Annotated in this window: 20 protein-coding genes and 1 tRNA gene; 9 read left to right on the top strand and 12 right to left on the bottom strand. The window is 71.2% G+C overall.

Annotated features, from left to right (window positions below; all coding sequences use genetic code 11):
• Positions 1–146: 146 nt before the first annotated feature.
• From I59_RS08325 to I59_RS08315, 3 genes are all read right to left on the bottom strand, one after another.
• Positions 147–641, bottom strand: coding sequence for an HNH endonuclease (locus tag I59_RS08325; RefSeq protein ID WP_022903474.1), 495 nt, complete (start codon positions 639–641; stop codon positions 147–149).
• A 387-nt stretch (positions 642–1,028) separates the two neighbouring features.
• The gene (locus I59_RS23695; protein ID WP_022903473.1) at positions 1,029–2,006 is read right to left on the bottom strand and encodes a C40 family peptidase; all 978 of its coding nucleotides are present in this window, start codon (positions 2,004–2,006) and stop codon (positions 1,029–1,031) included.
• 227 nt (positions 2,007–2,233) lie between these two features.
• On the bottom strand, positions 2,234–2,935 hold the full coding sequence (locus I59_RS08315) for a metal-dependent transcriptional regulator (protein ID WP_022903472.1): 702 nt from the start codon (positions 2,933–2,935) through the stop codon (positions 2,234–2,236).
• Between the two features lie 115 nt (positions 2,936–3,050).
• Here I59_RS08315 and serC point away from each other — a divergent pair, with 115 nt between their 5' ends.
• Positions 3,051–4,169, top strand: coding sequence for a phosphoserine transaminase (serC, locus tag I59_RS08310; RefSeq protein WP_022903471.1), 1,119 nt, complete (start codon positions 3,051–3,053; stop codon positions 4,167–4,169).
• Positions 4,170–4,237: 68 nt separating this feature from the next.
• Here the strand turns inward: serC and I59_RS08305 are convergent, their stop codons facing one another.
• Together I59_RS08305 and I59_RS08300 are read right to left on the bottom strand one after the other, a co-directional pair.
• Positions 4,238–4,888 (bottom strand): DUF3027 domain-containing protein, encoded by a 651-nt coding sequence (locus I59_RS08305; protein WP_022903470.1) that lies wholly within the window; start codon positions 4,886–4,888, stop codon positions 4,238–4,240.
• A complete protein-coding gene (locus I59_RS08300; RefSeq protein WP_022903469.1) occupies positions 4,888–5,265 on the bottom strand; it encodes a cold-shock protein in 378 nt (125 codons plus the stop codon). The genes I59_RS08305 and I59_RS08300 overlap by 1 nt, the downstream gene beginning before the upstream one ends.
• Before the next feature lie 55 nt (positions 5,266–5,320).
• Between I59_RS08300 and I59_RS08295 the strand changes: the two genes are divergently transcribed.
• The 6 genes from I59_RS08295 (at position 5,321) to I59_RS22035 (ending at position 12,772) form a co-directional block, all read left to right on the top strand.
• Positions 5,321–5,620: a hypothetical protein gene (locus tag I59_RS08295; protein WP_022903468.1), complete on the top strand. Its 300-nt coding sequence runs from the start codon at positions 5,321–5,323 to the stop codon at positions 5,618–5,620.
• Positions 5,621–5,651: 31 nt separating this feature from the next.
• Entirely contained in the window at positions 5,652–7,412 is a 1,761-nt protein-coding gene (locus I59_RS08290) for a helicase-associated domain-containing protein (RefSeq protein WP_022903467.1), read from the top strand.
• A 47-nt stretch (positions 7,413–7,459) separates the two neighbouring features.
• On the top strand, positions 7,460–9,154 hold the full coding sequence (locus I59_RS08285; protein ID WP_022903466.1) for a DNA repair helicase XPB: 1,695 nt from the start codon (positions 7,460–7,462) through the stop codon (positions 9,152–9,154).
• A gap of 134 nt (positions 9,155–9,288) precedes the next feature.
• Positions 9,289–9,984 carry a response regulator transcription factor gene (locus I59_RS08280; protein ID WP_022903465.1) on the top strand — a complete coding sequence of 232 codons (696 nt, stop codon included), beginning with the start codon at positions 9,289–9,291 and terminating at the stop codon, positions 9,982–9,984.
• A gap of 63 nt (positions 9,985–10,047) precedes the next feature.
• Positions 10,048–11,772 carry a cell wall metabolism sensor histidine kinase WalK gene (locus tag I59_RS08275; RefSeq protein ID WP_022903464.1) on the top strand — a complete coding sequence of 575 codons (1,725 nt, stop codon included), beginning with the start codon at positions 10,048–10,050 and terminating at the stop codon, positions 11,770–11,772.
• A 355-nt stretch (positions 11,773–12,127) separates the two neighbouring features.
• Entirely contained in the window at positions 12,128–12,772 is a 645-nt protein-coding gene (locus I59_RS22035; RefSeq protein ID WP_148286139.1) for a hypothetical protein, read from the top strand.
• Positions 12,773–13,219: 447 nt separating this feature from the next.
• On the opposite strand, the gene groL is transcribed toward I59_RS22035, so the two are convergent.
• The 6 genes from groL to I59_RS08240 form a co-directional block, all read right to left on the bottom strand.
• On the bottom strand, positions 13,220–14,839 hold the full coding sequence (gene groL / locus I59_RS08265; RefSeq protein ID WP_022903462.1) for a chaperonin GroEL: 1,620 nt from the start codon (positions 14,837–14,839) through the stop codon (positions 13,220–13,222).
• Between the two features lie 219 nt (positions 14,840–15,058).
• A complete protein-coding gene (locus I59_RS08260) occupies positions 15,059–15,262 on the bottom strand; it encodes a cold-shock protein (RefSeq protein WP_022903461.1) in 204 nt (67 codons plus the stop codon).
• A gap of 180 nt (positions 15,263–15,442) precedes the next feature.
• On the bottom strand, positions 15,443–16,057 hold the full coding sequence (locus I59_RS08255) for a LytR C-terminal domain-containing protein (protein ID WP_022903460.1): 615 nt from the start codon (positions 16,055–16,057) through the stop codon (positions 15,443–15,445).
• Complete coding sequence (locus tag I59_RS08250; RefSeq protein ID WP_022903459.1) at positions 16,054–16,353, bottom strand: DUF3263 domain-containing protein; 300 nt, start codon at positions 16,351–16,353, stop codon at positions 16,054–16,056. Before I59_RS08250 ends, I59_RS08255 begins: the two co-directional genes overlap by 4 nt.
• 97 nt (positions 16,354–16,450) lie before the next feature.
• Positions 16,451–17,533 carry a DUF2332 family protein gene (locus I59_RS08245; protein WP_022903458.1) on the bottom strand — a complete coding sequence of 361 codons (1,083 nt, stop codon included), beginning with the start codon at positions 17,531–17,533 and terminating at the stop codon, positions 16,451–16,453.
• Positions 17,530–17,997, bottom strand: a complete 468-nt coding sequence (locus I59_RS08240; RefSeq protein WP_031273371.1) for a GNAT family N-acetyltransferase — start codon at positions 17,995–17,997, stop codon at positions 17,530–17,532. The genes I59_RS08245 and I59_RS08240 overlap by 4 nt, the downstream gene beginning before the upstream one ends.
• Positions 17,998–18,054: 57 nt before the next feature.
• On the opposite strand from I59_RS08240, the gene msrB reads away from it, so the two are divergent.
• Together msrB and I59_RS08230 are read left to right on the top strand one after the other, a co-directional pair.
• Positions 18,055–18,456, top strand: a complete 402-nt coding sequence (gene msrB / locus I59_RS08235) for a peptide-methionine (R)-S-oxide reductase MsrB (RefSeq protein ID WP_022903456.1) — start codon at positions 18,055–18,057, stop codon at positions 18,454–18,456.
• 33 nt (positions 18,457–18,489) lie between these two features.
• Positions 18,490–18,562: transfer RNA gene (locus I59_RS08230), tRNA-Thr, on the top strand.
• Between the two features lie 225 nt (positions 18,563–18,787).
• Here I59_RS08230 and I59_RS08225 read toward each other — a convergent pair.
• Entirely contained in the window at positions 18,788–19,819 is a 1,032-nt protein-coding gene (locus I59_RS08225; RefSeq protein WP_022903455.1) for an aldo/keto reductase, read from the bottom strand.
• Between the last annotated feature and the right edge of the window lie 20 nt (positions 19,820–19,839).

Below are 19,839 nucleotides of genomic sequence, written 5' to 3'. Positions count from 1 at the left end.
ACCGTTTCTTGGACGGAACTGCTCTTCCTTGAGCTACAGAGGCTGGCGCGACCACTCTAGCGGCAGTCACCACACGGCGGACGGGAGGCGCGGTGCCTGCCCGCACCGGGCCTCCCGTCCGTCTGCTGCGACAGCAGCGTCCGCCGCTACGCGGCCATCAGGAACTCGTCCCAGTCGGCCTGCGGCCGCTCGATGCCGCGCACCACCCACGATGCCCCGTGCGGTGCCTTCGGTCGGAAGCGCAAGTGCCACCCCATCTCCTGCGGGGTGCGGTCGCCCTTGGTGTTGTTGCACGCCAGGCAGCAGGCGACGAGGTTCTCCCACGAGTCCTGCCCGCCGCGGGACTTCGGCTGGACGTGGTCGATCGTGGTGGCGTGCCGGTCGCAGTAGGCGCAGCGGTTGGCGTCACGGCGAAGGACACCGCGACGCGAGACGGGCACGAGTCTGGAGTGCGGGATGCGCACGTACCGCGTGAGGACGATGACGGACGGACGGTCGTAGGTCGACGTCGACCCCGTCACCGGGTGGTCGAGGTCGGCGGCGACGATGGCGGCCTTCTGGTTCATGACCAGCACGAGGGCCCGTCGGAACGAGATCACCGCGAGGGGCTCGTAACCGGCGTTGAGGACGAGAGTGCGCATGGGTTCCCTTCCGACGTGCCTGGACGGCTTCCAGGCGGTGCGGGTGCGCCGGACCAGGGCGTCGCGCAGGTGACCGTCGCTCGCGCGCACGGCCCCGGAACCACGAAGAGCACCACCCGGATGGGCAGTGCTCTCGTCATGACGGGGCGTGCTCGTGCACGCAGGCGGTGGTCGACCATATGTCGACGTGCGCGCGCCGACCCATGGTGCGGGTCGTGCGGAACGCTGACATGAGGTCTCCCTGCTCGCAGCCGAAGGGCCGGTGCAGCGTCAGGATACGTCGGAAACCGGCCCCGCACGAGGGTGTGCGGGCCGGTTCCGGCGATGTTCACGGGTTCGACGCACGGGCGTCGCCCGGGGTGGGGTCCAGCGGAGCGTGCGCCCGCGTCAGATCCCGAAGCGGACGATGTTGTAGTCGCTGGTCCAGATCGGACGGATCGAGACGGACCCGCCGGGCTTCGGCGCGTCCATGATCATGCCGTTGCCCATGTAGAAGCCGTCGTGCGCCTCGTTGTTGAAGATGACGACGTCGCCGGGCTGCGCCTCGGACTCGGGGATCGTGGTGCCGGCCTGGTCCTGGAGCGGGACCGAGTGGGCGAGGTTGATGCCGTACTGCGCGTACACGAACATGACGTAGCCCGAGCAGTCGAAGCCCGACGGGTCGGCGCCGCCGAAGACGTAGGGGGTGCCGATGTACTGCTTCGCGGTGGCGACCACGGCGGGCAGCGAGAACGGCGTGTCCGCGGCGGTCGAGCTCGCGACGTAGTCGGCAGCACTCGGGCCGGAGTAGGAGGCGTACTGCGAGGCGGTCGCGGCGCGGGCCTTCTCCGTCGCGGCGGCCTGCTTCGCGGCAGCGGCTGCTTCGGCGGCGGCCGACGCGGCAGCCTCGGCCTCGGCCTTCTGCTCCGCCTCGGCGTCGAGCGTCGACTGGGCGGTGGCGCCGAAGCCGTCGCGGCTGGTGCCGGCGAGGGCGACGGCGTCGGACACCGAGAAGTTCTGCTCGCCGGTCGTGCGCGCCTGCCGCTGGGCGGCGGCCGCGGCGTCGGCGGGCTGCTGGGTGGAGGCGAACGCGGCGGGGACGGCCATGGTGCCGAACATCCCGGCGGCGACGGTCAGGACGACCGGGGCGAGGAAGCGGCGCTTGCGGGCGCTCGAGCTGGCCTTCGCGCGGTCGGCACGAGCGGCCTCTTGGGCGGCACGACGGCCGCCGGGGAGCGGGGCGGTCTTGACCGACTGCGGGGCAGCAGCACGGCGCGTCGGCTGCGGGGCGGCAGCGGCGCGGGTCGACCGTCGGGTGGCGAGGGCGTCAGCGGTGTTCGTCGGGTTCGCGGTCTGGTCGTCCGCGGCGGAACCGTTCAGCGTCAAGGGTGGTGTCTCCGGCGCCTCGTCACCACCGTCCGGCAGTGGCCGGACCGTGGAACCCCATCCGTTCGTCATCGTTTCCGATCGAGGCAGGAGACGGGCTCGAGACGTCCTGCCACGGGTTCCCGGGTTCGGTGTCAGCCCGGGGACTCGACGAGTGTACGTGGCCGTCGTTACCTTGTCGAGACGAAACCGCCCCTTTGTAACGAATCGGTAAAGACGAGTTCGAGTCAGGCGTCGCTGCGCTCGATGTACACGTGCTGCGCGACCTCGCTCGGCAGCTCGATGCCGGAGTCCTCGCCGTCGACGCGGACGGCCACGTAGGCGCCGGCGCGCTGCACGCTCGCGACCCGACCGGGCATCACCCCGGCGGTGCGCAGCTGGTGCAGGAGTTCGGGCTCGAACTGGACGGGCTCGCCCAGGCGTCGGATCGTGCCCGTGGCGACCGCGTCGGTGCCCTCCGTCGCGGCGACGATGTTCTGCACGCCGTCGAGGAAGCCGCCGGCGTCGGGGCCGCCGATCTCGGCGAGACCGGGGATCGGGTTGCCGTACGGCGACTCGGTCGGGTTGCCGAGCATCTCGAGCAGCCGGACCTCCACCTGTTCGCTCATGACGTGCTCCCAACGGCAGGCCTCGTCGTGGACGAACGCCCAGTCGAGCCCGATGACGTCGGAGAGCAGCCGCTCGGCGAGCCGGTGCTTCCGCATGACGTGCGTCGCGCGGGACCGTCCCTCGGTCGTGAGCTCGAGGTGGCGGTCACCCGAGACGACCACGAGGCCGTCGCGCTCCATGCGGGCGATGGTCTGCGAGACCGTGGGACCCGAGTGGCCGAGGCGCTCCGAGATACGGGCGCGCAGCGGGATGATCGCTTCTTCCTCGAGGTCGAGGATGGTGCGCAGGTACATCTCCGTGGTGTCGACGAGATCGGTCACGGTCCGCCTCTCATGTCCGGGTCCAGCCACCCTACTTGTTCACGGTGACACGGAGGGACCAACGCTTGCACGGGTCAAGGAATGCCCTGGGATACCGCGCCGGTAGGATCGCTCCATGGCAGACATCGTCATCCCAGCCGACCTCCTCCCGACCGACGGACGCTTCGGCTGCGGCCCGTCCAAGATCCGTGGCGCACAGCTCGAGTCCCTCGTGACGCGGGGAGCGACGATCCTCGGGACCTCCCACCGGCAGAAGCCCGTCAAGGACCTCGTCGGCAGCGTCCGGCAGGGCATCGCCGACCTCTTCCAGGTGCCCGACGGCTACGAGGTCGTCCTCGGCAACGGCGGGTCGACCGCGTTCTGGGACGCCGCCGCGTTCGGGCTGATCGAGCGTCGCGCCGAGAACCTGTCGTTCGGCGAGTTCGGGTCGAAGTTCGCCAAGGCCGCTGCCGCTCCGTGGCTCGAGGCACCGCACGTCGTCGAGGCGCCGGGCGGGTCGCTCGCCGCGCTCGAGCCGGTCGAGGGCGTCGACGTCTACGCCTACCCGCACAACGAGACCTCGACCGGCGTCATGGCACCCGTGGTCCGCGCGGACGGCGACCCCGGCGCGCTGACGGTGGTCGACGCGACGAGCGCCGCCGGCGGTGCCGCGTTCGACGTCGAGGCCACGGACGTGTACTACTTCGCCCCGCAGAAGAACTTCGCCTCGGACGGCGGGCTCTGGCTCGCGCTGTTCTCCCCCGCCGCGATCGAGCGGGTGGAGCGCATCGCCGCGAGCGACCGGTACATCCCGGAGTTCCTGTCGCTGCAGAACGCCGTCGACAACTCCCGGTTGAACCAGACGCTGAACACCCCGGCGCTCGCGACCCTGCTGCTCCTGGACGACCAGGTCCGCTGGATCAACGAGTCGGGCGGCATCGCCTGGGCTGACGCCCGGACGAAGCAGTCCTCGGGGACGGTCTACGACTGGGCGGCCTCGGTCGACTTCGCGACGCCGTTCGTGAGCGAGCCGTCGCACCGGTCGCAGGTGGTCGCGACGATCGACCTCGACGACGCGGTCGACGCGAAGGCCGTGGCCGCGACGCTCCGCGCCAACGGCATCGTCGACACCGAGCCGTACCGGAAGCTCGGGCGCAACCAGCTGCGCATCGCGAGCTTCACAGCGATCGAGCCGGGCGACGTCGCGCAGCTCACCAAGGCGATCGAGTACGTGGTGGGCGAGCTGTCGCGCTGACGCACGGACGGACGGACGGGAGGCGCGGTGCCAGCTGGCACCGCGCCTCCAGTCCGTTGCCGGTCCGGTCAGGACCGGTGGTGGTCCGGGTCGACCTCGCTCGCGTCGAGCCGGTCGACCTCGAGGTCCTCGTGCGGGTCGACGGGGTGGACCCGCTGCGCCCGACGCCGCCGCGCGCGCGGCGGTGCGACCGGCTCCGGCTCCGGCTCGTCCTCGTCGGCCGTGTCGTCGAGCTCGTCGACGTCCACGCCGTCGAGGTCGTCGTCGTCCGACTCGCTGAGGTCGTCCTCGTCGGCGTCGAAGTCGTCGTCATCGTCGTCCGACTCGTCGTCGTCCGCTTCGTCGTCGTCCGGGTCGTCGTAGTCGGCGTCCTCGTCGAGGTCGTCGTCGTCCGCTTCGTCGTCGTCCTCGGGCCCGTCGGACTCCTGCGCCGCGCGGTACTCCGCCAGGCGCTCGGACCACGGCACCCACTCCGGCGCGACGAGCGAGCCGTCGCCGGGCATGAGCTCGACCTCGAGCACCGTCGGGTCGTCCTCGCCGATCTTCGCCACCGAGACGGTCCAGCGCCAGCCGGGGTAGCCCGGCATGCGGTTGGCGAAGCGGAGCGAGACCGTGTCGTCGCCCTCGTCCACGGCGTCGATGAACGCGCCGACGGTCGAGTCGGGCGTGACCTCGAGCAGGGCGGTGCGCGCCAGGCGCTCGTACTCGTGCGTGGGCATCAGGCGTCCAGCTGGTCCGCGACGTGGCGGAGGATCGCGGCGAGGCGCTCGCCGTTCTTCGGGTAGCGACCGTGCCGGAGGTCACCGCTGATGCGGTCGAGCTCCTTCACGAGGTCCTCGACGATCACGGCCATGTCGTCGGCCGAGCGGCGGGACATCTTCGCGAGCGACGGCTGCGGGTCGAGGAGCCGCACGGACAGCGCCTGCGACCCCTTCTTGCCCTGGACCACGCCGTACTCGAGCCGCGAGCCGGCCTTCACCGTGGTGACGCCGTCCGGCAGCGAGGACGCGTGCAGGAAGACCTGGTCACCGTCGTCGCCGGTGATGAACCCGAACCCCTTCTGGTCGTCGTAGAACTTGACCTTGCCGGTGGGCATGCGTGGACTCCTCGTGGTCGTGGAACGGCCGTGGTGCGTCGGATATCCTGGGTCGATGGCCAAGCCGACCCGATCCACCGGGACCCCCCGCGCCGCAGCGGACCCCTCGGTGACGTTCAATCGTACCGAACGCGTGCTCGGGTTCATGGTCGGGGGCATCTTCATCGCTGCCTTCCTGTGCCTCGCCGCCGTGATCGTGATGTGGCTCACGGTTCCCAGCGCGGGAGCGTCGATGCCGTGGCCCGTCGTCATGGCGATCCCGCTGGTCGGTCTGCCGATCGGCATGGTCCTCCTGTTCGTCCTGCTGGGCGTCGTCTGGACGCGTCGGGCCCGCGAGAACCGGACGTCTCGCTGAGATCCCGGACCCGGCACGGAGCGGACGGACGATGACGACCACCGCCGACCTCGCCGCCCGGCTGCGGGCGATGCCCGACGACGCCCTCGAGCGGCTCGTCGTGGCCCGTCGACTGCCCGCGGCGGCCCTCGCCGAGTCCGGTCCACAGCACGTCGCCGACTTCTTCGACCTGGCGGAGGCGCTCCGCACCGACGACGCGGTCGACGCGGCCATCGAGCACCTGCCCCGTGCGGCCCTCCTCGCCCTGCGCGACGGCGGTGACCCGGCGGCGCTCGCCCCCGCGGTCGAACTCGGTCTCGCGGACGCGGACGGCGGTGTCGACGACGCGGTGACGGACCGCCTCGCGGCCCACCCGGACGTCGTGGACGCGGCCGACCGGCCTGGAGGCACGCCACCCGCCCGCCCCGCGGCACCCGTCGACGACGACGCGGCACGCGCGACCGGGGCGGAGCACGCCTTCTCGACGATGACCGTGCTCGCCGAGCTCCTCCACGCCGTCGACGCGGGCGAGGTCCGCGAGCTCGTCAAGGGCGGGATCGGCACCCCGCTCGCGAAGACGCTGGGCGAACGCCTCGGCACCGCACCCGAGGTGGTGCCGGACCGACTGGCGCTCCTCCGGCGCACGGGTCTGGCGTCGCTCGACCAGGGCACGTGGAGCGTGTCCGGACCGGGCCGCGCCTGGCTCGTCGCACCGTGGCCGGACCGGTGGACCACGATGGTCGCCGCCTGGCGCGCCTCGCTCGACCCCGCCGTGGGCGAGGTCCTCGAGCTGGCCGGGCCCGACTGGCACGACCTCGTCGCGACCGGCCGCTGGGCGTACCCGGCCGGGGCGCGGTGGCTCGACGCCGAGCTCCTCACCGTCGCCGGCACGGGCGCAGTGCTCGGACTCGCGGTCGACGGCGTCCTCACCACGACCGGCGCCGCGCTGCTCGCCGGTGGCGCGGACGCCGACGCTCGGGCGGCCGCCGACCTGCCCGACACCGTCCCCGGGGTGTACCTGCAGCACGACCTCACCGTGATCGCACCGGGGCCGCTCGCACCGGCCGACGACGCGGAGCTGCGGGCCGTCGCGACCCTCGAGGCGCCGGGGCTCGCCGCGCGGTACCGGATCTCGGAGGAGTCGCTCGCCCGGGCGTTCCGGGCCGGCCTCGACCGCGACGCCGTGCTGGGGAGCCTCGAGCGGCTCTCCGTGTCCGGCGTGCCGCAGCCGCTCGCCTACCTCGTCGACCAGGTGGCCGAACGGGACGGCAGCATCGTGGTCGACCTCGGCGTGGGCGGCGTCGGTTCCGTCGTCCGCGGCACCGCCGACCAGCTCGACCTGATCGGCGTGGACGCCGAGCTCCGGCAGATGTCGTGGGACCGGCCCGACCTCACCACGCTGACCACCCGCTACCCGGCGCAGGTGGTGCACACGGCGCTCCGCGACGCCCGGTACCCGGCCGTGCTGACGACCGCAGCCCAGGCGACCGTGGCGGCCGCGCCTCCCGTCCGCCGCGCAGCTGGACGCGACCCGCGTGACGCCGCACGGGCGCTCGTGGAGCGGCTCCGCCTCACCACCGAGCGCGCGGAGGGCGAGCCCGAGCAGGAGTGGCTCGGTCGCCAGATCGACCTCGCGGTCCGCGGCCGGACCCCGATCCGGCTCACGGTGCGCATGCCGGACGGGACGGAAAGACCGTTCTCGATCGTGCCGACGTCGGTGGCCGCCGGTCGGGTCCGCGGCAAGGACACGACGGTCGACGTCGAACGGACCCTGCCGCTCTCCCTCGTCGTGGCTGTGGAGAGCGACGCCTGATCCACACCCCGGCCGGCGCGCAGGCGGAGCGCCTAGGCTGATCCGTCATGAACGGACCGCTGATCGTGCAGAGCGACCGCACGGTGCTCCTCGAGGTCGCGCACCCCGACGCGGAGGACGCGCGCCACGAACTCGCCGTCTTCGCGGAGCTCGAACGCGCGCCCGAACACGTGCACACGTACCGGATCACCCGGCTCGGCCTGTGGAACGCCCGCGCGGCCGGACACGACGCCGAGGCGATGATCGACACGCTCGAGCGGTTCGCGAAGTTCCCGGTCCCGCAGAGCGTCACGGTCGACATCCGCGACACCGTCTCGCGGTACGGGCGACTCGTCATCCGCCGCGAGGAACGACCGGACGCCCCGGCGATCGCGAACTCCCCGGGCGAGGAGCTCGAGCGCCAGCCGATGTTGCTCCTCACGGCGACCGACCCGACGATCCTCGCCGAGGTCACCCGGTCCAAGCGCATCAAGCCGCTCCTCGGCGACCAGCGCTCCCCGAACGAGATCGAGCTGCAACCGTGGGCCCGCGGACAGGTGAAGCAGGAGCTCGTGAAGCTCGGCTGGCCCGCGGAGGACCTCGCGGGCTACACCCCCGGGCAGCCGCACGCGATCGACCTCGAGACCGCCGACTGGCACCTGCGGCCGTACCAGGAGCAGGCGGTCGACACGTTCTTCGCGCAGGGCTCCGGCGTCGTCGTGCTCCCCTGTGGTGCCGGCAAGACGCTGGTCGGCGCCGGGGCGATGGCAACCGTCAAGGCCACCACGCTCATCCTCGTCACGAACACCGTGTCGGCGCGGCAGTGGCGCTCGGAGCTGCTCCGCCGCACCACCCTCACCGAGGACGAGATCGGCGAGTACTCGGGCTCGGTGAAGGAGATCCGCCCGGTCACGATCGCGACCTACCAGATCCTCACCGCGCGCCGGAAGGGCGAGTACACCCACCTGTCGCTGCTCGACGCCCTCGACTGGGGCCTCATCGTGTACGACGAGGTCCACCTGCTGCCCGCGCCGGTGTTCAAGCTGACCGCGGACCTGCAGGCCCGCCGCCGCCTCGGGCTGACCGCCACCCTCGTCCGCGAGGACGGGCGGGAGGGCGACGTCTTCTCGCTCATCGGCCCGAAGCGGTACGACGCCCCGTGGAAGGAGATCGAGGCGCAGGGCTACATCTCCCCCGCCTCGTGCTTCGAGGTGCGCATCGACCTCCCGCACGGCGACCGGCTCGAGTACGCGGCGTCCGGCGACGACGAGCGGTACCGGCTCGCCGCGACGACCCCGGCGAAGACCCCGGTGGTCCGAGAGCTCATCGAGAAGCACCGTGGCGAGCAGATCCTCGTGATCGGCCAGTACATCGACCAGCTCGACTCGCTCGCCGAGTCCCTGGACGCGGCCGAGATCACCGGAGCGACCCCGGTCGACGAGCGCGAGCGGCTCTTCCAGGCGTTCCGCACCGGGGCGATCGACGTGCTCGTCGTTTCGAAGGTGGCGAACTTCTCGGTCGACCTGCCCGACGCGACGGTGGCGATCCAGGTGTCGGGGTCGTTCGGCTCCCGGCAGGAAGAGGCACAGCGCCTCGGGCGACTCCTCCGGCCGAACAAGGACGGCCTGCCTGCGTCCTTCTACACGCTCGTCACGCGGGACACCGTCGACCAGGACTTCGCGCAGAACCGACAGCGGTTCCTCGCCGAGCAGGGCTACTCGTACACGATCCTCGACGCCGACCAGGTCGCTGCGGCCGCGTAGCGGCCACGTCGCGACGGCGACCGATCGACGGCCTGGAGGCGCGGTGCNANCCCNCNCCGCCCCTCCAGGCCGCCCCGTGCTCACGTACGCACCGCTCACAGCAAAGCCACAAGGAACGGTCAGAAGATGGGCTCATGAGCGATGGCCCCAAGATCCTGATCGTCGATGACGAGCCGAACATCCGCGACCTGCTGACGACCTCCCTGCGCTTCGCCGGTTTCGCCGTGCGTGCCGTGGGCAACGGTGCGCAGGCCATCTCCGCCGTGCTCGAGGAAGAGCCGGACCTCATCATCCTCGACGTCATGCTCCCTGACATGAACGGCTTCGGCGTCACCAAGCGCCTCCGCTCGTCCGGCTACACCTCGCCGATCCTGTTCCTCACCGCGAAGGACGACACCGAGGACAAGATCACCGGCCTCACGGTCGGCGGCGACGACTACGTCACCAAGCCGTTCTCGCTCGACGAGATCGTCGCCCGGATCAAGGCCATCCTCCGTCGCACCATGAACGACGAAGAGGACGCGATCATCCGCGCCGGCGAGCTCACCATGGACCAGGACACGCACGAGGTCACGATCGGCGACGCGCAGATCGAGCTCTCGCCGACCGAGTTCAAGCTGCTCCGCTACCTCATGCTCAACCCGAACCGGGTGCTCTCCAAGGCGCAGATCCTCGACCACGTGTGGGAGTACGACTTCAACGGCGACGCGGGCATCGTCGAGTCCTACATCTCGTACCTCCGCCGCAAGCTCGACCAGTACTCGGCCGAGCCGGTCATCCAGACCAAGCGCGGGTTCGGCTACATGCTCAAGGCAGCCAAGGCCTCGTAGGCGCAGTTCTTCACGGCGGCCGTCCGGTTTCACCGGGCGGTCGCTGTCTATCGTTGGGGCAGCATGCACACGCGAATGAGCCGCTGGTGGGACGGGATCTCCCTCCGCACCAAGATCACCGGGATCACGGTGCTCCTGGTCGCGCTCGGGCTGCTCGTCGCGGGGCTCGGCACGATGACCGTGCTCTCGACCTACCTCATGCTCCAGCTCGACAACAGCGTCAAGCAGACGACGGAGCAGCTCGAGGGTCAGAACATCAGCGACGGCGAGCAGTACTGCAAGGTCTCGGTCGTGCTGTCGCAGAGCGTGTACGTGGCCGCGTTCGATGACTCCGGCAACCAGATCTGCCAGACGAAGGCGTCGAGCCGGCCGGCGATCACGGGGTCGGAGCTCGCCCGGGCCGCGCAGAGCTCGGACCGCATCACCCTCTACGACGCCCAACACGACCACGAGTGGCGCGCGCAGGTCATCCCGGCGTCGCTGCAGAACCGCTCGGACGGCGTCACCAACACCGGCTACGTGCTCGTGGCGGTGTCGAGCGCCACGGCGGACCAGACGATCCTCCGCTTCACGGTCATCTTCCTGTTCTTCGGCATCGCGGTGATCCTGCTCGGCGCGATGCTCACGCGCCTGCTCGTCACCGCGACGTTCGACCCCTTGCGCGACGTCGAGGACACCGCTGCACGTTTCGCGGCCGGCGACTTCAACCAGCGCCTCGAAGCGGACACCCCGAACACCGAGGTCGGGCGCCTCAACCGCTCCCTGAACGCCATGCTCGAGCGCATCGACACCGCGTTCGAGGACCGCGAGCGCACGATCGACCAGATGCGTCGGTTCGTCGGGGACGCCTCGCACGAGCTCCGCACGCCCCTGGTGTCCCTCCGCGGGTACGCCGAGCTGTACCGCATGGGCGCCCTCCGCAAGGAAGAGGACGTGGCGCAGGCGATGGAGCGCATCGAGAAGGAGGCCCAGCGCATGGGTCTCCTCGTGCAGGACCTCCTGCAGCTCGCGCGCATCGACGAGTCGAAGCCGCTGGAGCTCGGTCCGGTCGACCTCGTGTCGATCGCCCGCGACTCGGCACTCGACACCATGGCGTCGAACCCCGACCGCGAGATCCAGGTGCTCGTCGAGGACAGCGTGACCGGCGAGAGCGTGCCGCAGGTGGTCCGGCCGGCACCCACGTCCCCGGGCTCGCCGTTCGGGGAGACCGGGGAGGTCCCGGAGGCCTCGGGGCCGAGCTCCGCGAACACGACCGGTCCGATCGCGTTCTCCCGCCAGACGATCGCGCGACTCCGGGCTCGGCGCAGCCGGGCCATGAGCTTCGACGCGGCACCGAGCGACGAGACGACACCGCTGCCCACGGTCGTGCTGCCGAAGCGCCCGCCGATCGTCCTCGCCGAGGAGAACAAGATCCGGCAGGTCGTCACCAACCTCATGGGCAACGCGATGCGCTTCACGCCGTCGGACGACCCCATCGAGCTCGGCATCGGGGTCGACGAGGAGCGCGGGATGGCGAACATCGACGTCATCGACCACGGGGAGGGCATCCCCCCGCAGCTCCGCGACAAGATCTTCCAGCGGTTCTGGCGGGCGGACACCTCGCGGGCGCGGGACACCGGCGGCTCTGGGCTGGGGCTCGCGATCGTGTCGGGCATCGTGCAGGCGCACCACGGGTCGGTCGAGGTGTTCGACACCGAGGGCGGCGGCGCCACCTTCCGGGTGTGGCTCCCCCTGCTCCCCCGCGACTGGACGCCCCCGGCGCCCGAGGACGCCGCCCCCGCCGCCTGACGCGCTGCCGCGCTGCGCTGCCGCGGCCGCGCTGCCGCCGCCCGCTGCCGGCGCGGCGCCGCGCTGCCGGCACCGCCGCCCGAGCGGTCACGACACCCCGCGCCGAACCGCCGCGCGGTCACGAATCGTCGCTGTGGATGAGCCGAAGCGACCGAACGTGACCTCTTGCCCGCTGCCACGCGGTGCGTCGTGACCGCTGCAGAACGGCAAGCGATCTCGATCACAGGGCGGCACCCTTCGCGACGAACGCCTGCCGTAGTCGTTCGAACAACACTGCGGGCCGGACCGCATCGGCCGCCGTCGCGTGGATGACGGTCCAGTCGTTCACGACGAACCCGTTGTCCCGCCGCTGATCGTGCTGGAAGACGTCCCGCTCGCGATGATGCTCGCCGTCGTACTCGAGCGCGATCCTGAGTCGCGGCCAAGCGAGGTCGACTCGCCCGAGGAAAGCACCCGTGGCGTCGTGCACGTCGATGTTGAGTTCCGGCTCGGGGAAGCCTGCCTCGATGACAGCGATCCGCATCCATGTCTCCATCGGCGACTCGCAGCCCACCCGCACCAGTTCGACCGCACGTCGAGCCGCGACAGCGTGCGGGCTGCCCGGACGGATCGCGCGTCGGAGGTCGTCGATCGTGGCCAAGCCCGCTCGTCCGACCATGTGATCGCCGACCGCGACCAGCGCCATGCGATCGATCACGCCAGCACACTCGAACCACGCGGACGCGGGAGCGCTCAGACGGAGGCCGTTCAGGACACGCACCTCCGCGGACACAGCTCGATGCGCGACGACACCGGGGCGCCGCATCCGGAGCGTCCCGACGGTCGTCACGTGCACGCGCCGATCGTCCTGCGCCGCGCGCGGGAGCGGAGCACCCCACAGTCGTGCCGCGGTGACGTGGCTGAAGTACTGATCGTCTCGCATGACGATCGCGATCGCCGACACGAAGTCGTCGGAGCCGGCGGGCGCGCGGACACCCCGAGTCGGCCGCTCGAGGTCTGATCGCCGGAGACGTTCACTGCTCACGCCCGCGGCGAGGGCGTCACCGGTGCGGAAGACTGTCGCATCGAAGTCTGGAGGAAGTGGTCGAGCTCGGCGCATGTTCCGATGCTCACGAGTTCGCCGACCAGTCGAGCGTGCCTGCCTTCCGGTGTGGAGAACGACCGTGCTTCTCAGGGATGTGCAGGAGCCAGACTGCTTGGTGCCCGAGTTCTGTCCGCCAGCACGGGGTCGCGACTCCCCGGGTGGATCGTGTCGCTCGGTCACGAACAGTCGCTCGGGGCGCGCGATACCGACACTTCGTGACCGACGGCGGACGGAGTACGGGGTGTCGTGACCTTCCGGCGCTCGCAAACCTCCGCCCGCGCCGCACGCCCCCCCCCCCCCCCCCCGCACGCGGAAGGGCCCCGCACGCGCTCGCGTGCGGGGCCCCTCCGTGTCAGGACCAGATCAGAAGTCCATGCCACCCGTGGGGTCGCCGGCCGGCATGGCCGGGGCCTTCTCGGGCTTGTCGGCGACGACGACCTCGGTCGTGAGGAACAGACCGGCGATCGACGCAGCGTTCTGCAGCGCCGAGCGCGTGACCTTGGCCGGGTCGATGATGCCCGCGGCGACGAGGTCGACGTACTCGCCGGTCGCGGCGTTGAGGCCGTGACCCGACTCGAGCTCGCGGACCTTGGCGGCGACGACGCCCGGCTCGAGACCGGCGTTCAGCGCGATCTGCTTGAGCGGCGCGTCGATCGCGACGCGGACGATGTTCGCACCGGTCGCCTCGTCACCCTCGAGGGAGAGCGAGTCGAGCGCGACGGACGCCTGGATGAGGGCGACGCCACCACCGGCGACGATGCCCTCCTCGACAGCGGCCTTCGCGTTGCGGACGGCGTCCTCGATGCGGTGCTTGCGCTCCTTGAGCTCGACCTCGGTCGCGGCACCGGCCTTGATGACCGCCACGCCACCGGCGAGCTTCGCGAGGCGCTCCTGGAGCTTCTCGCGGTCGTAGTCGGAGTCGGTCGCCTCGATCTCGGAGCGGATCTGACGGACGCGGCCCGCGATCTGCTCGTCGTCGCCGGCGCCCTCGATGATCGTGGTCTCGTCCTTGGTGATGATCACCTTGCGGGCCTTGCCCAGCAGGTCGAGCGTCGCGTTCTCGAGCTTGAGGCCGACCTCCTCGGAGATGACCTGGCCGCCGGTGAGGATCGCGATGTCCTGCAGCATGGCCTTGCGGCGGTCGCCGAAGCCCGGGGCCTTGACGGCGACGGACTTGAAGATGCCGCGGATCTTGTTCACGACGAGGGTCGCGAGGGCTTCGCCGTCGACGTCCTCGGCGATGATGAGGAGCTGCTTGCCCGCCTGGATCACCTTGTCGACGACCGGGAGCAGGTCCTTGATGTTCGAGATCTTCGAGTTGACGATGAGGATGTACGGGTCCTCGAAGACGGCCTCCTGGCGCTCCGGGTCCGTGACGAAGTACTGCGACAGGTAGCCCTTGTCGAAGCGCATGCCCTCGGTGAGCTCGAGCTCGGTGCCGAAGGTGTTCGACTCCTCGACGGTGACGACGCCTTCCTTGCCGACCTTGTCGATCGCCTCGGCGATGAGCTCGCCGATGGTGGTGTCGGCGGCCGAGATCGACGCGGTCGCGGCGATCTGGTCCTTGGTCTCGATGTCCTTCGCGTTGGCGAGGAGCTGGTCGGAGACGGCGGCGACGGCCTTCTCGATGCCGCGCTTGAGCGACACGGGGTCGGCACCGGCGGCGACGTTGCGGAGGCCCTCGCGGACGAGCGCCTGGGCGAGCACGGTCGCGGTCGTCGTACCGTCGCCGGCGACGTCGTCGGTCTTCTTCGCGACCTCCTTGACGAGCTCGGCGCCGATCTTCTCGTACGGGTCGTCGAGCTCGATCTCCTTGGCGATGGAGACACCGTCGTTCGTGATCGTGGGGGCGCCCCACTTCTTCTCGAGGACGACGTTGCGGCCGCGCGGGCCGAGCGTCACCTTCACGGCGTCGGCCAGGGTGTTCAGGCCGCGCTCGAGGCCGCGACGGGCCTCCTCGTCGAAAGCAATGATCTTAGCCATGTGAGTTTCTCGTCCCTCCCGGACGTCGTCATGGGGGTCGTGCTGGCACTCAGCGTGAGCGAGTGCCAACGCCGATTCTGGCACTCGACGGGTGCGAGTGCAACACAGCCGGGAGGCTCGGCTCGTCTTCCAGGGTCGTGCCCCGTCACGCAGGCCCCACACCACACGACGAACGCGCCGCCCCCGGCGGGGACGGCGCGTTCTGCGGAGTGCAGTGGTTCAGGCGGGGCGGACGCTCTCTGCCTGCGGACCCTTCGAGCCGGTGCCGACGTCGAACGTGACCGCCTGCCCCTCCTCGAGGACCTTGTAGCCCGACATGTCGATGGCCGAGTAGTGCACGAACACGTCCTGGCCACCCCCATCGACGGTGATGAAGCCGAAGCCCTTCTCGGCGTTGAACCACTTGACCGTTCCGTTGGCCATGATTGTTGCTCCCTGCGGTGGTGCTGCTGCGATCGGCGGCGCCGTCGGTGCGGCACCTCGCCAGCGACTCTCGCGCACGGAATCGGTTTCGACAAGGGGTGTGACGTTGTTTCACGCCCGTTCCGTGCAATCGCAACGAGCCGGAAACACGTTCGTCACGAATGCACGCCGGAATGCGTGTCAGCCGGTGTAGTCGGCCCCCAGGACGACACTCACGTCGGCGTTCGGGAAGGCCGCGGACTGCTGTACCGCGGTCGTCCCGAGCGACTTCGCGATGCCCTGCGCGACCGCGGCGGACGCGGCCGAACGGTAGTAGACGATCGTCTGGGTCGTCCCGGTGGTCCCGGCGTCACCCGTCGAGGTGATCCTCCACCCGGCGCCGCTGAGCGCGGTGCTCGCGCGACCGGCGAGGCCGGTCGTGTTCGTGCCGTTGAGCACGACGACCGTGGTGGTGCCCTGCTGCGCCGGCGTCGCCGCGGTGGCACCGGAGGACGATCCGGTGCCGGCGGAGGACGAGGACGACGAGGACGAGGACGGCGACGAGGACGGCCGGCCCGACGCGGAAGCCGTCGGCGACGACGTGGTGGTGGTGGTGCCCGACGTGCTGTCGAAGGAGTCCCCGCCGGTCGCGAGCCCGAGCGCGAGCACGCCGATCCCGACGAGGACCCCCGTGGCGAGCGCAGCCCACGCGAAGACGATCCAGCCGCGGCCCCGACGCTGGGGGCCGCGGTGCGCGCCGACGCGCGGCCCGTCGGTGACGTCGTCGAACCGGTCTCGGGGGAATCTCTCGGTCATCGGTCCTCTTCGCGGGGTTCTGGTGCGCCTCCGGGGAGCGCGAAGCTGCGCCCCGCGCGCGCCGTGACACGGGCGTGCCGGAGTCGTTGCAGCCGGGTGACCAGCTGCGGGTCGTACGCGAGCGCCGCCGGTGAGTCGATCACGCGGTCGAGCACCTGGTAGTAGCGCGCGGGCGACATGTCGAACTCGACCCGGATCTCCGCTTCCTTGGTCCGGTCGTGCCGCGCGCGGTCGTGCTCGAAGGTGAGCACGTGCAGGTCGAGCTCGCTGAGCGCGTCTGCGGGGGTGGCGGTCACTGCGGGTCCGATCGCGGGGCTGGGCACGGGTCTCGGTCATCGTAGGGGTGCGGTCCTGCCGGACCCTGGCACGGTGCTGGACTGTCGCGAACCCGGGTCACAGGTTCGGGTCGCGGAGCCACCGCATCCGGGTGCCGAACGGGTCCGAGACGGCCATGGCCACGCCGTCCAGCGAGGCCGTCGCGAACGCGTCCGGATCGGCCGGATCGACGCCGGCGGGCAGCGTCGCCGCGACGCCGGACAGGATGCCGGTGCGCTCCAGCGCGATCCAGTGCACGCCGCGCTCCTCGATGCGGTCGACGACGCGCTGCCGGTCCGCGCCAGGCACGTACACGAGCGTCCCCGTGGTCAGCACCACCGGTTCGCAGTGGTCCGGCAGGTGGTCGAGTGCGCGGTCCAGGTCACCGGGCAGGCTCCCCCGCAGCCGGACGGGAGGCACGGCGAGCGCCGCCGACGCCGCCTCGCGCATCAGGGCGGTGCGGTCCGTCGCCTCGGGCGGGACGGCCTCGACGAGTCGGTCGAACGCACCCGGCGCGGCGAGGTCGATCGGGTTCGGGTCGAGTGCGACCCGCGCGCCGATGACGATCGGGCGGTCCGCCGGCGCCGGGACCGTCCCGGTGGCCTCGGCGACGAGGTGGACGGCGGGAGTTCCGACGGCGGTGTGCATCCGGACTCGGTCGGACCGCGCCCCCGCACGGATGTCGCGGCCCCGCACACCGGGCCGCGGCGCGCGCCCGGGGGCGCGGAGCTCGGCGCCGTCGGGCCGTCCGGGGACGACGTAGTCGAGCGTCACGCGGTCCGGGACCGAGCAGAGCCCCGCCGCGGCACCCGCGTCCACGAGGCCGAGCGGGCGCCCGATCCGCGCGGCCAGCGCCGCGACGAGCGGGACGACCGGGGCGAGCCGACGTGGGTCGTTGGCCTGCACCGTGGCGGACCGGAGATGCTCGACCAGGGCGGGTCGTGCCTCCCGGCCGAGTGCGCGGAGCGCGTCCGGATCCGTCGGGTCGGCGCCCAGCCGCCGGGCGACCGCGAAGACCAGCTCCGGCTGCCGCTGCTGCTCGGGGACCTCGTCGAGGAGCGCGACGAGGCCGTCGTCGAGTGACCGTGCCCACGCGGCGTACGTCGGGGACACTCCGGCGATGCGGTCCGCGTACGCGCTGTAGCGGTCACGGGTGGTCACGGCCGGTGCATCCCCACGTGGCGGATGCCGGCCTCCTCGTAGGGCTCGCCGAACCGGACGAAGCCGTGACGCTCGTACAGTCCGGCGACGTACTCCTGGGCGTGCAGCACGAAGGGCTCGTCGCCGTGCTCGTCGAGCACCGCGGCGACGAGGCGCCCGGCGATCCCCCGCCCGCGGTGCGCCGGGTCCGTCGCGACCCGGCCGATCACCCACGCCGGCGGGACGGCGCCGTCCGGGTGCGGCTCGCCGGGGGCGGGTCGGACCAGCCGGAGGTACCCCACCGCTCGGGTGTCGGTTCCGAACCACCAGTGCTCGGTGTCCGCGTGGCGGTCACGGCCGTCGAAGTCCTCGGCGGTGACCCGCTGCTCGAGGGCGAAGACGCGGTTCCGGAGCACCACGATGCCGTACAGTTCGTCCGTCGTCAGACGGCCCCAGAGGGCGCGGTGCACGGAATGCTCGGACATCGGCGCGAGTTTACTGAAGGTGGCCGTCCACAGCGGCGACAGGAGCAGGAGGAACACATGGCATACAACGTCGACAAGTCCGACGCCCAGTGGCGCGAGGAGCTCTCCCCGGACCAGTACGCCGTCCTGCGTCAAGCCGGCACCGAACGGCCGTGGACCGGTGAGCTCCTCGACGAGGAGCGCGCCGGCGTCTACACGTGTGCGGCGTGCGGCGCGGAGCTGTTCAAGAGCGGGACGAAGTTCGACTCCGGCTGCGGCTGGCCGTCGTTCTACGAGTCGGTGCGGCCCGAGGCCGTGCAGCTCATCGAGGACAACTCGCTCGGGATGCAGCGCACCGAGGTCCGCTGCGCGAACTGCGGGTCCCACCTGGGGCACGTGTTCCCGGACGGGTTCGGCACGCCGACCGGCGACCGCTACTGCATGAACTCGCTGTCGCTGAACTTCTCGGCGTCCGAGTGAGTCCGGACGCGTCCCGCTAGAGTGGGCGCGTCAGCCGGCATGGCGCAATTGGTAGCGCACCGTACTTGTAATACGGGGGTTGCGGGTTCGAGTCCCGCTGCCGGCCCTCTGCACCGACGATGCTGGCCGCGCGTGATCGCCGGGAAGACGGAGGCCCGGGCGAGTGATCGCCCGGGCCTCCGGCGTACGTGGAACACGGATCAGGGGGTGTTCCTCATCGCTCGACACGGTAACCAGCCGGTCGTGAGAAGAGGATGACACCGCACCGAAACGGAAGTCCACACTCGCGTGCCGATTGCGCGGCTTTCCGCATGGACGTCGCAGCGGGCGGTCAGCGGCCTCCCGTGATCTTCCGTTCGCGCTGCGCCACGCCTGCGGTTCCGTACGGGTAGTCGTCGATCCGCGGTGCGCTGGCGTCGGTCAGCGTGCGGAGTTCGGACTCGTCGAGGACGAGGTCTGCGGCACCGAGGTTGTCCTCGAGCTGCGAGACCGTCCGGGCGCCGAGGATGACGCTCGTGACGGCGGGCTGGGCGAGCAGCCAGGCGAGGGCGACCTGGGACTTCGAGGCGCCGTGCGCGTCAGCGACGGCGGCCACGGCGTCGAGGACGGCCCACGTGCGCTCGTCCCCGTTGCGGGCCTCCCAGGCCTCCATGCCGCGCTGCGGGTTCTCGCCGAGGCGGGTCGCGCCGGTGGGTGCCTCGTCGCGCTGGTACTTCCCGGACAGCCATCCGCCGGCGAGGGGCGACCACGGCAGCAGGCCGATGCCGGCGTCGAGGCAGGCGGGGACGACCTCGTGCTCGATGTCGCGGACGAGGAGGTTGTACTGCGGCTGGAGCGTCACGGGCGGTGCCCATCCGTGGCCGCGGGCCTCGTACACGGCCTTGGTGATCTGGTAGCCGAGGTAGTTCGAGAACCCGTACGACCCGATCTTGCCGGCGGACACGGCGTCGTCGAGGAAGCGCAGGGTCTCCTCGATCGGGGTGAGGGCGTCCCACGCGTGCATCTGGTACAGGTCGATCGTCTCGACGCCGAGCCGGTCGAGCGAGGCGTCGAGCGCGCGGGAGAGGTGGCGGCGGGAGAGACCGACGTCGTTCGGCCCGTCACCCTGGGGGAAGCGGCCCTTGGTCGCGAGGACGACCTGCTGCGCCTCGGTGGGGTGCGCCGTGAGCCAGCGCCCGATGATGCGCTCGGACTCGTTGCCCGAGTACACGTCGGCGGTGTCGACGAGCGTGCCGCCGGCCGCGACGAACGTGTCGAGCATCTGGTGGGAGGTGGGTTCGTCGGCTTCGCTGCCGAACGTCATGGTGCCGAGGGTCAGCGTCGACACCGATGTCCCGCTGTTGCCGAGGAGTCTGTAGTCCATGGCCGGGACCCTACGCCCGG

The sequence above is a fragment of the Curtobacterium sp. B8 genome, assembly GCF_000333315.1.
GTDB lineage: Bacteria > Actinomycetota > Actinomycetes > Actinomycetales > Microbacteriaceae > Curtobacterium > Curtobacterium luteum.
Note: the sequence above shows the minus strand (reverse complement) of the source record. Positions and strands in the feature narration are given on the sequence as shown.

What these genes read in the sequence shown, in the direction of transcription:
- I59_RS08325 (WP_022903474.1), bottom strand. Translation starts at nt 641, where the DNA reads ATGCGCACTCTCGTCCTCAACGCCGGTTACGAGCCCCTCGCGGTGATC.
- serC (WP_022903471.1), top strand. Translation starts at nt 3,051, where the DNA reads ATGGCAGACATCGTCATCCCAGCCGACCTCCTCCCGACCGACGGACGC.
- I59_RS08305 (WP_022903470.1), bottom strand. Translation starts at nt 4,888, where the DNA reads ATGCCCACGCACGAGTACGAGCGCCTGGCGCGCACCGCCCTGCTCGAG.
- I59_RS08300 (WP_022903469.1), bottom strand. Translation starts at nt 5,265, where the DNA reads ATGCCCACCGGCAAGGTCAAGTTCTACGACGACCAGAAGGGGTTCGGG.
- I59_RS08295 (WP_022903468.1), top strand. Translation starts at nt 5,321, where the DNA reads ATGGCCAAGCCGACCCGATCCACCGGGACCCCCCGCGCCGCAGCGGAC.
- I59_RS08290 (WP_022903467.1), top strand. Translation starts at nt 5,652, where the DNA reads ATGACGACCACCGCCGACCTCGCCGCCCGGCTGCGGGCGATGCCCGAC.
- I59_RS08285 (WP_022903466.1), top strand. Translation starts at nt 7,460, where the DNA reads ATGAACGGACCGCTGATCGTGCAGAGCGACCGCACGGTGCTCCTCGAG.
- I59_RS08280 (WP_022903465.1), top strand. Translation starts at nt 9,289, where the DNA reads ATGAGCGATGGCCCCAAGATCCTGATCGTCGATGACGAGCCGAACATC.
- I59_RS08275 (WP_022903464.1), top strand. Translation starts at nt 10,048, where the DNA reads ATGCACACGCGAATGAGCCGCTGGTGGGACGGGATCTCCCTCCGCACC.
- groL (WP_022903462.1), bottom strand. Translation starts at nt 14,839, where the DNA reads ATGGCTAAGATCATTGCTTTCGACGAGGAGGCCCGTCGCGGCCTCGAG.
- I59_RS08260 (WP_022903461.1), bottom strand. Translation starts at nt 15,262, where the DNA reads ATGGCCAACGGAACGGTCAAGTGGTTCAACGCCGAGAAGGGCTTCGGC.
- I59_RS08255 (WP_022903460.1), bottom strand. Translation starts at nt 16,057, where the DNA reads ATGACCGAGAGATTCCCCCGAGACCGGTTCGACGACGTCACCGACGGG.
- I59_RS08240 (WP_031273371.1), bottom strand. Translation starts at nt 17,997, where the DNA reads ATGTCCGAGCATTCCGTGCACCGCGCCCTCTGGGGCCGTCTGACGACG.
- msrB (WP_022903456.1), top strand. Translation starts at nt 18,055, where the DNA reads ATGGCATACAACGTCGACAAGTCCGACGCCCAGTGGCGCGAGGAGCTC.
- I59_RS08225 (WP_022903455.1), bottom strand. Translation starts at nt 19,819, where the DNA reads ATGGACTACAGACTCCTCGGCAACAGCGGGACATCGGTGTCGACGCTG.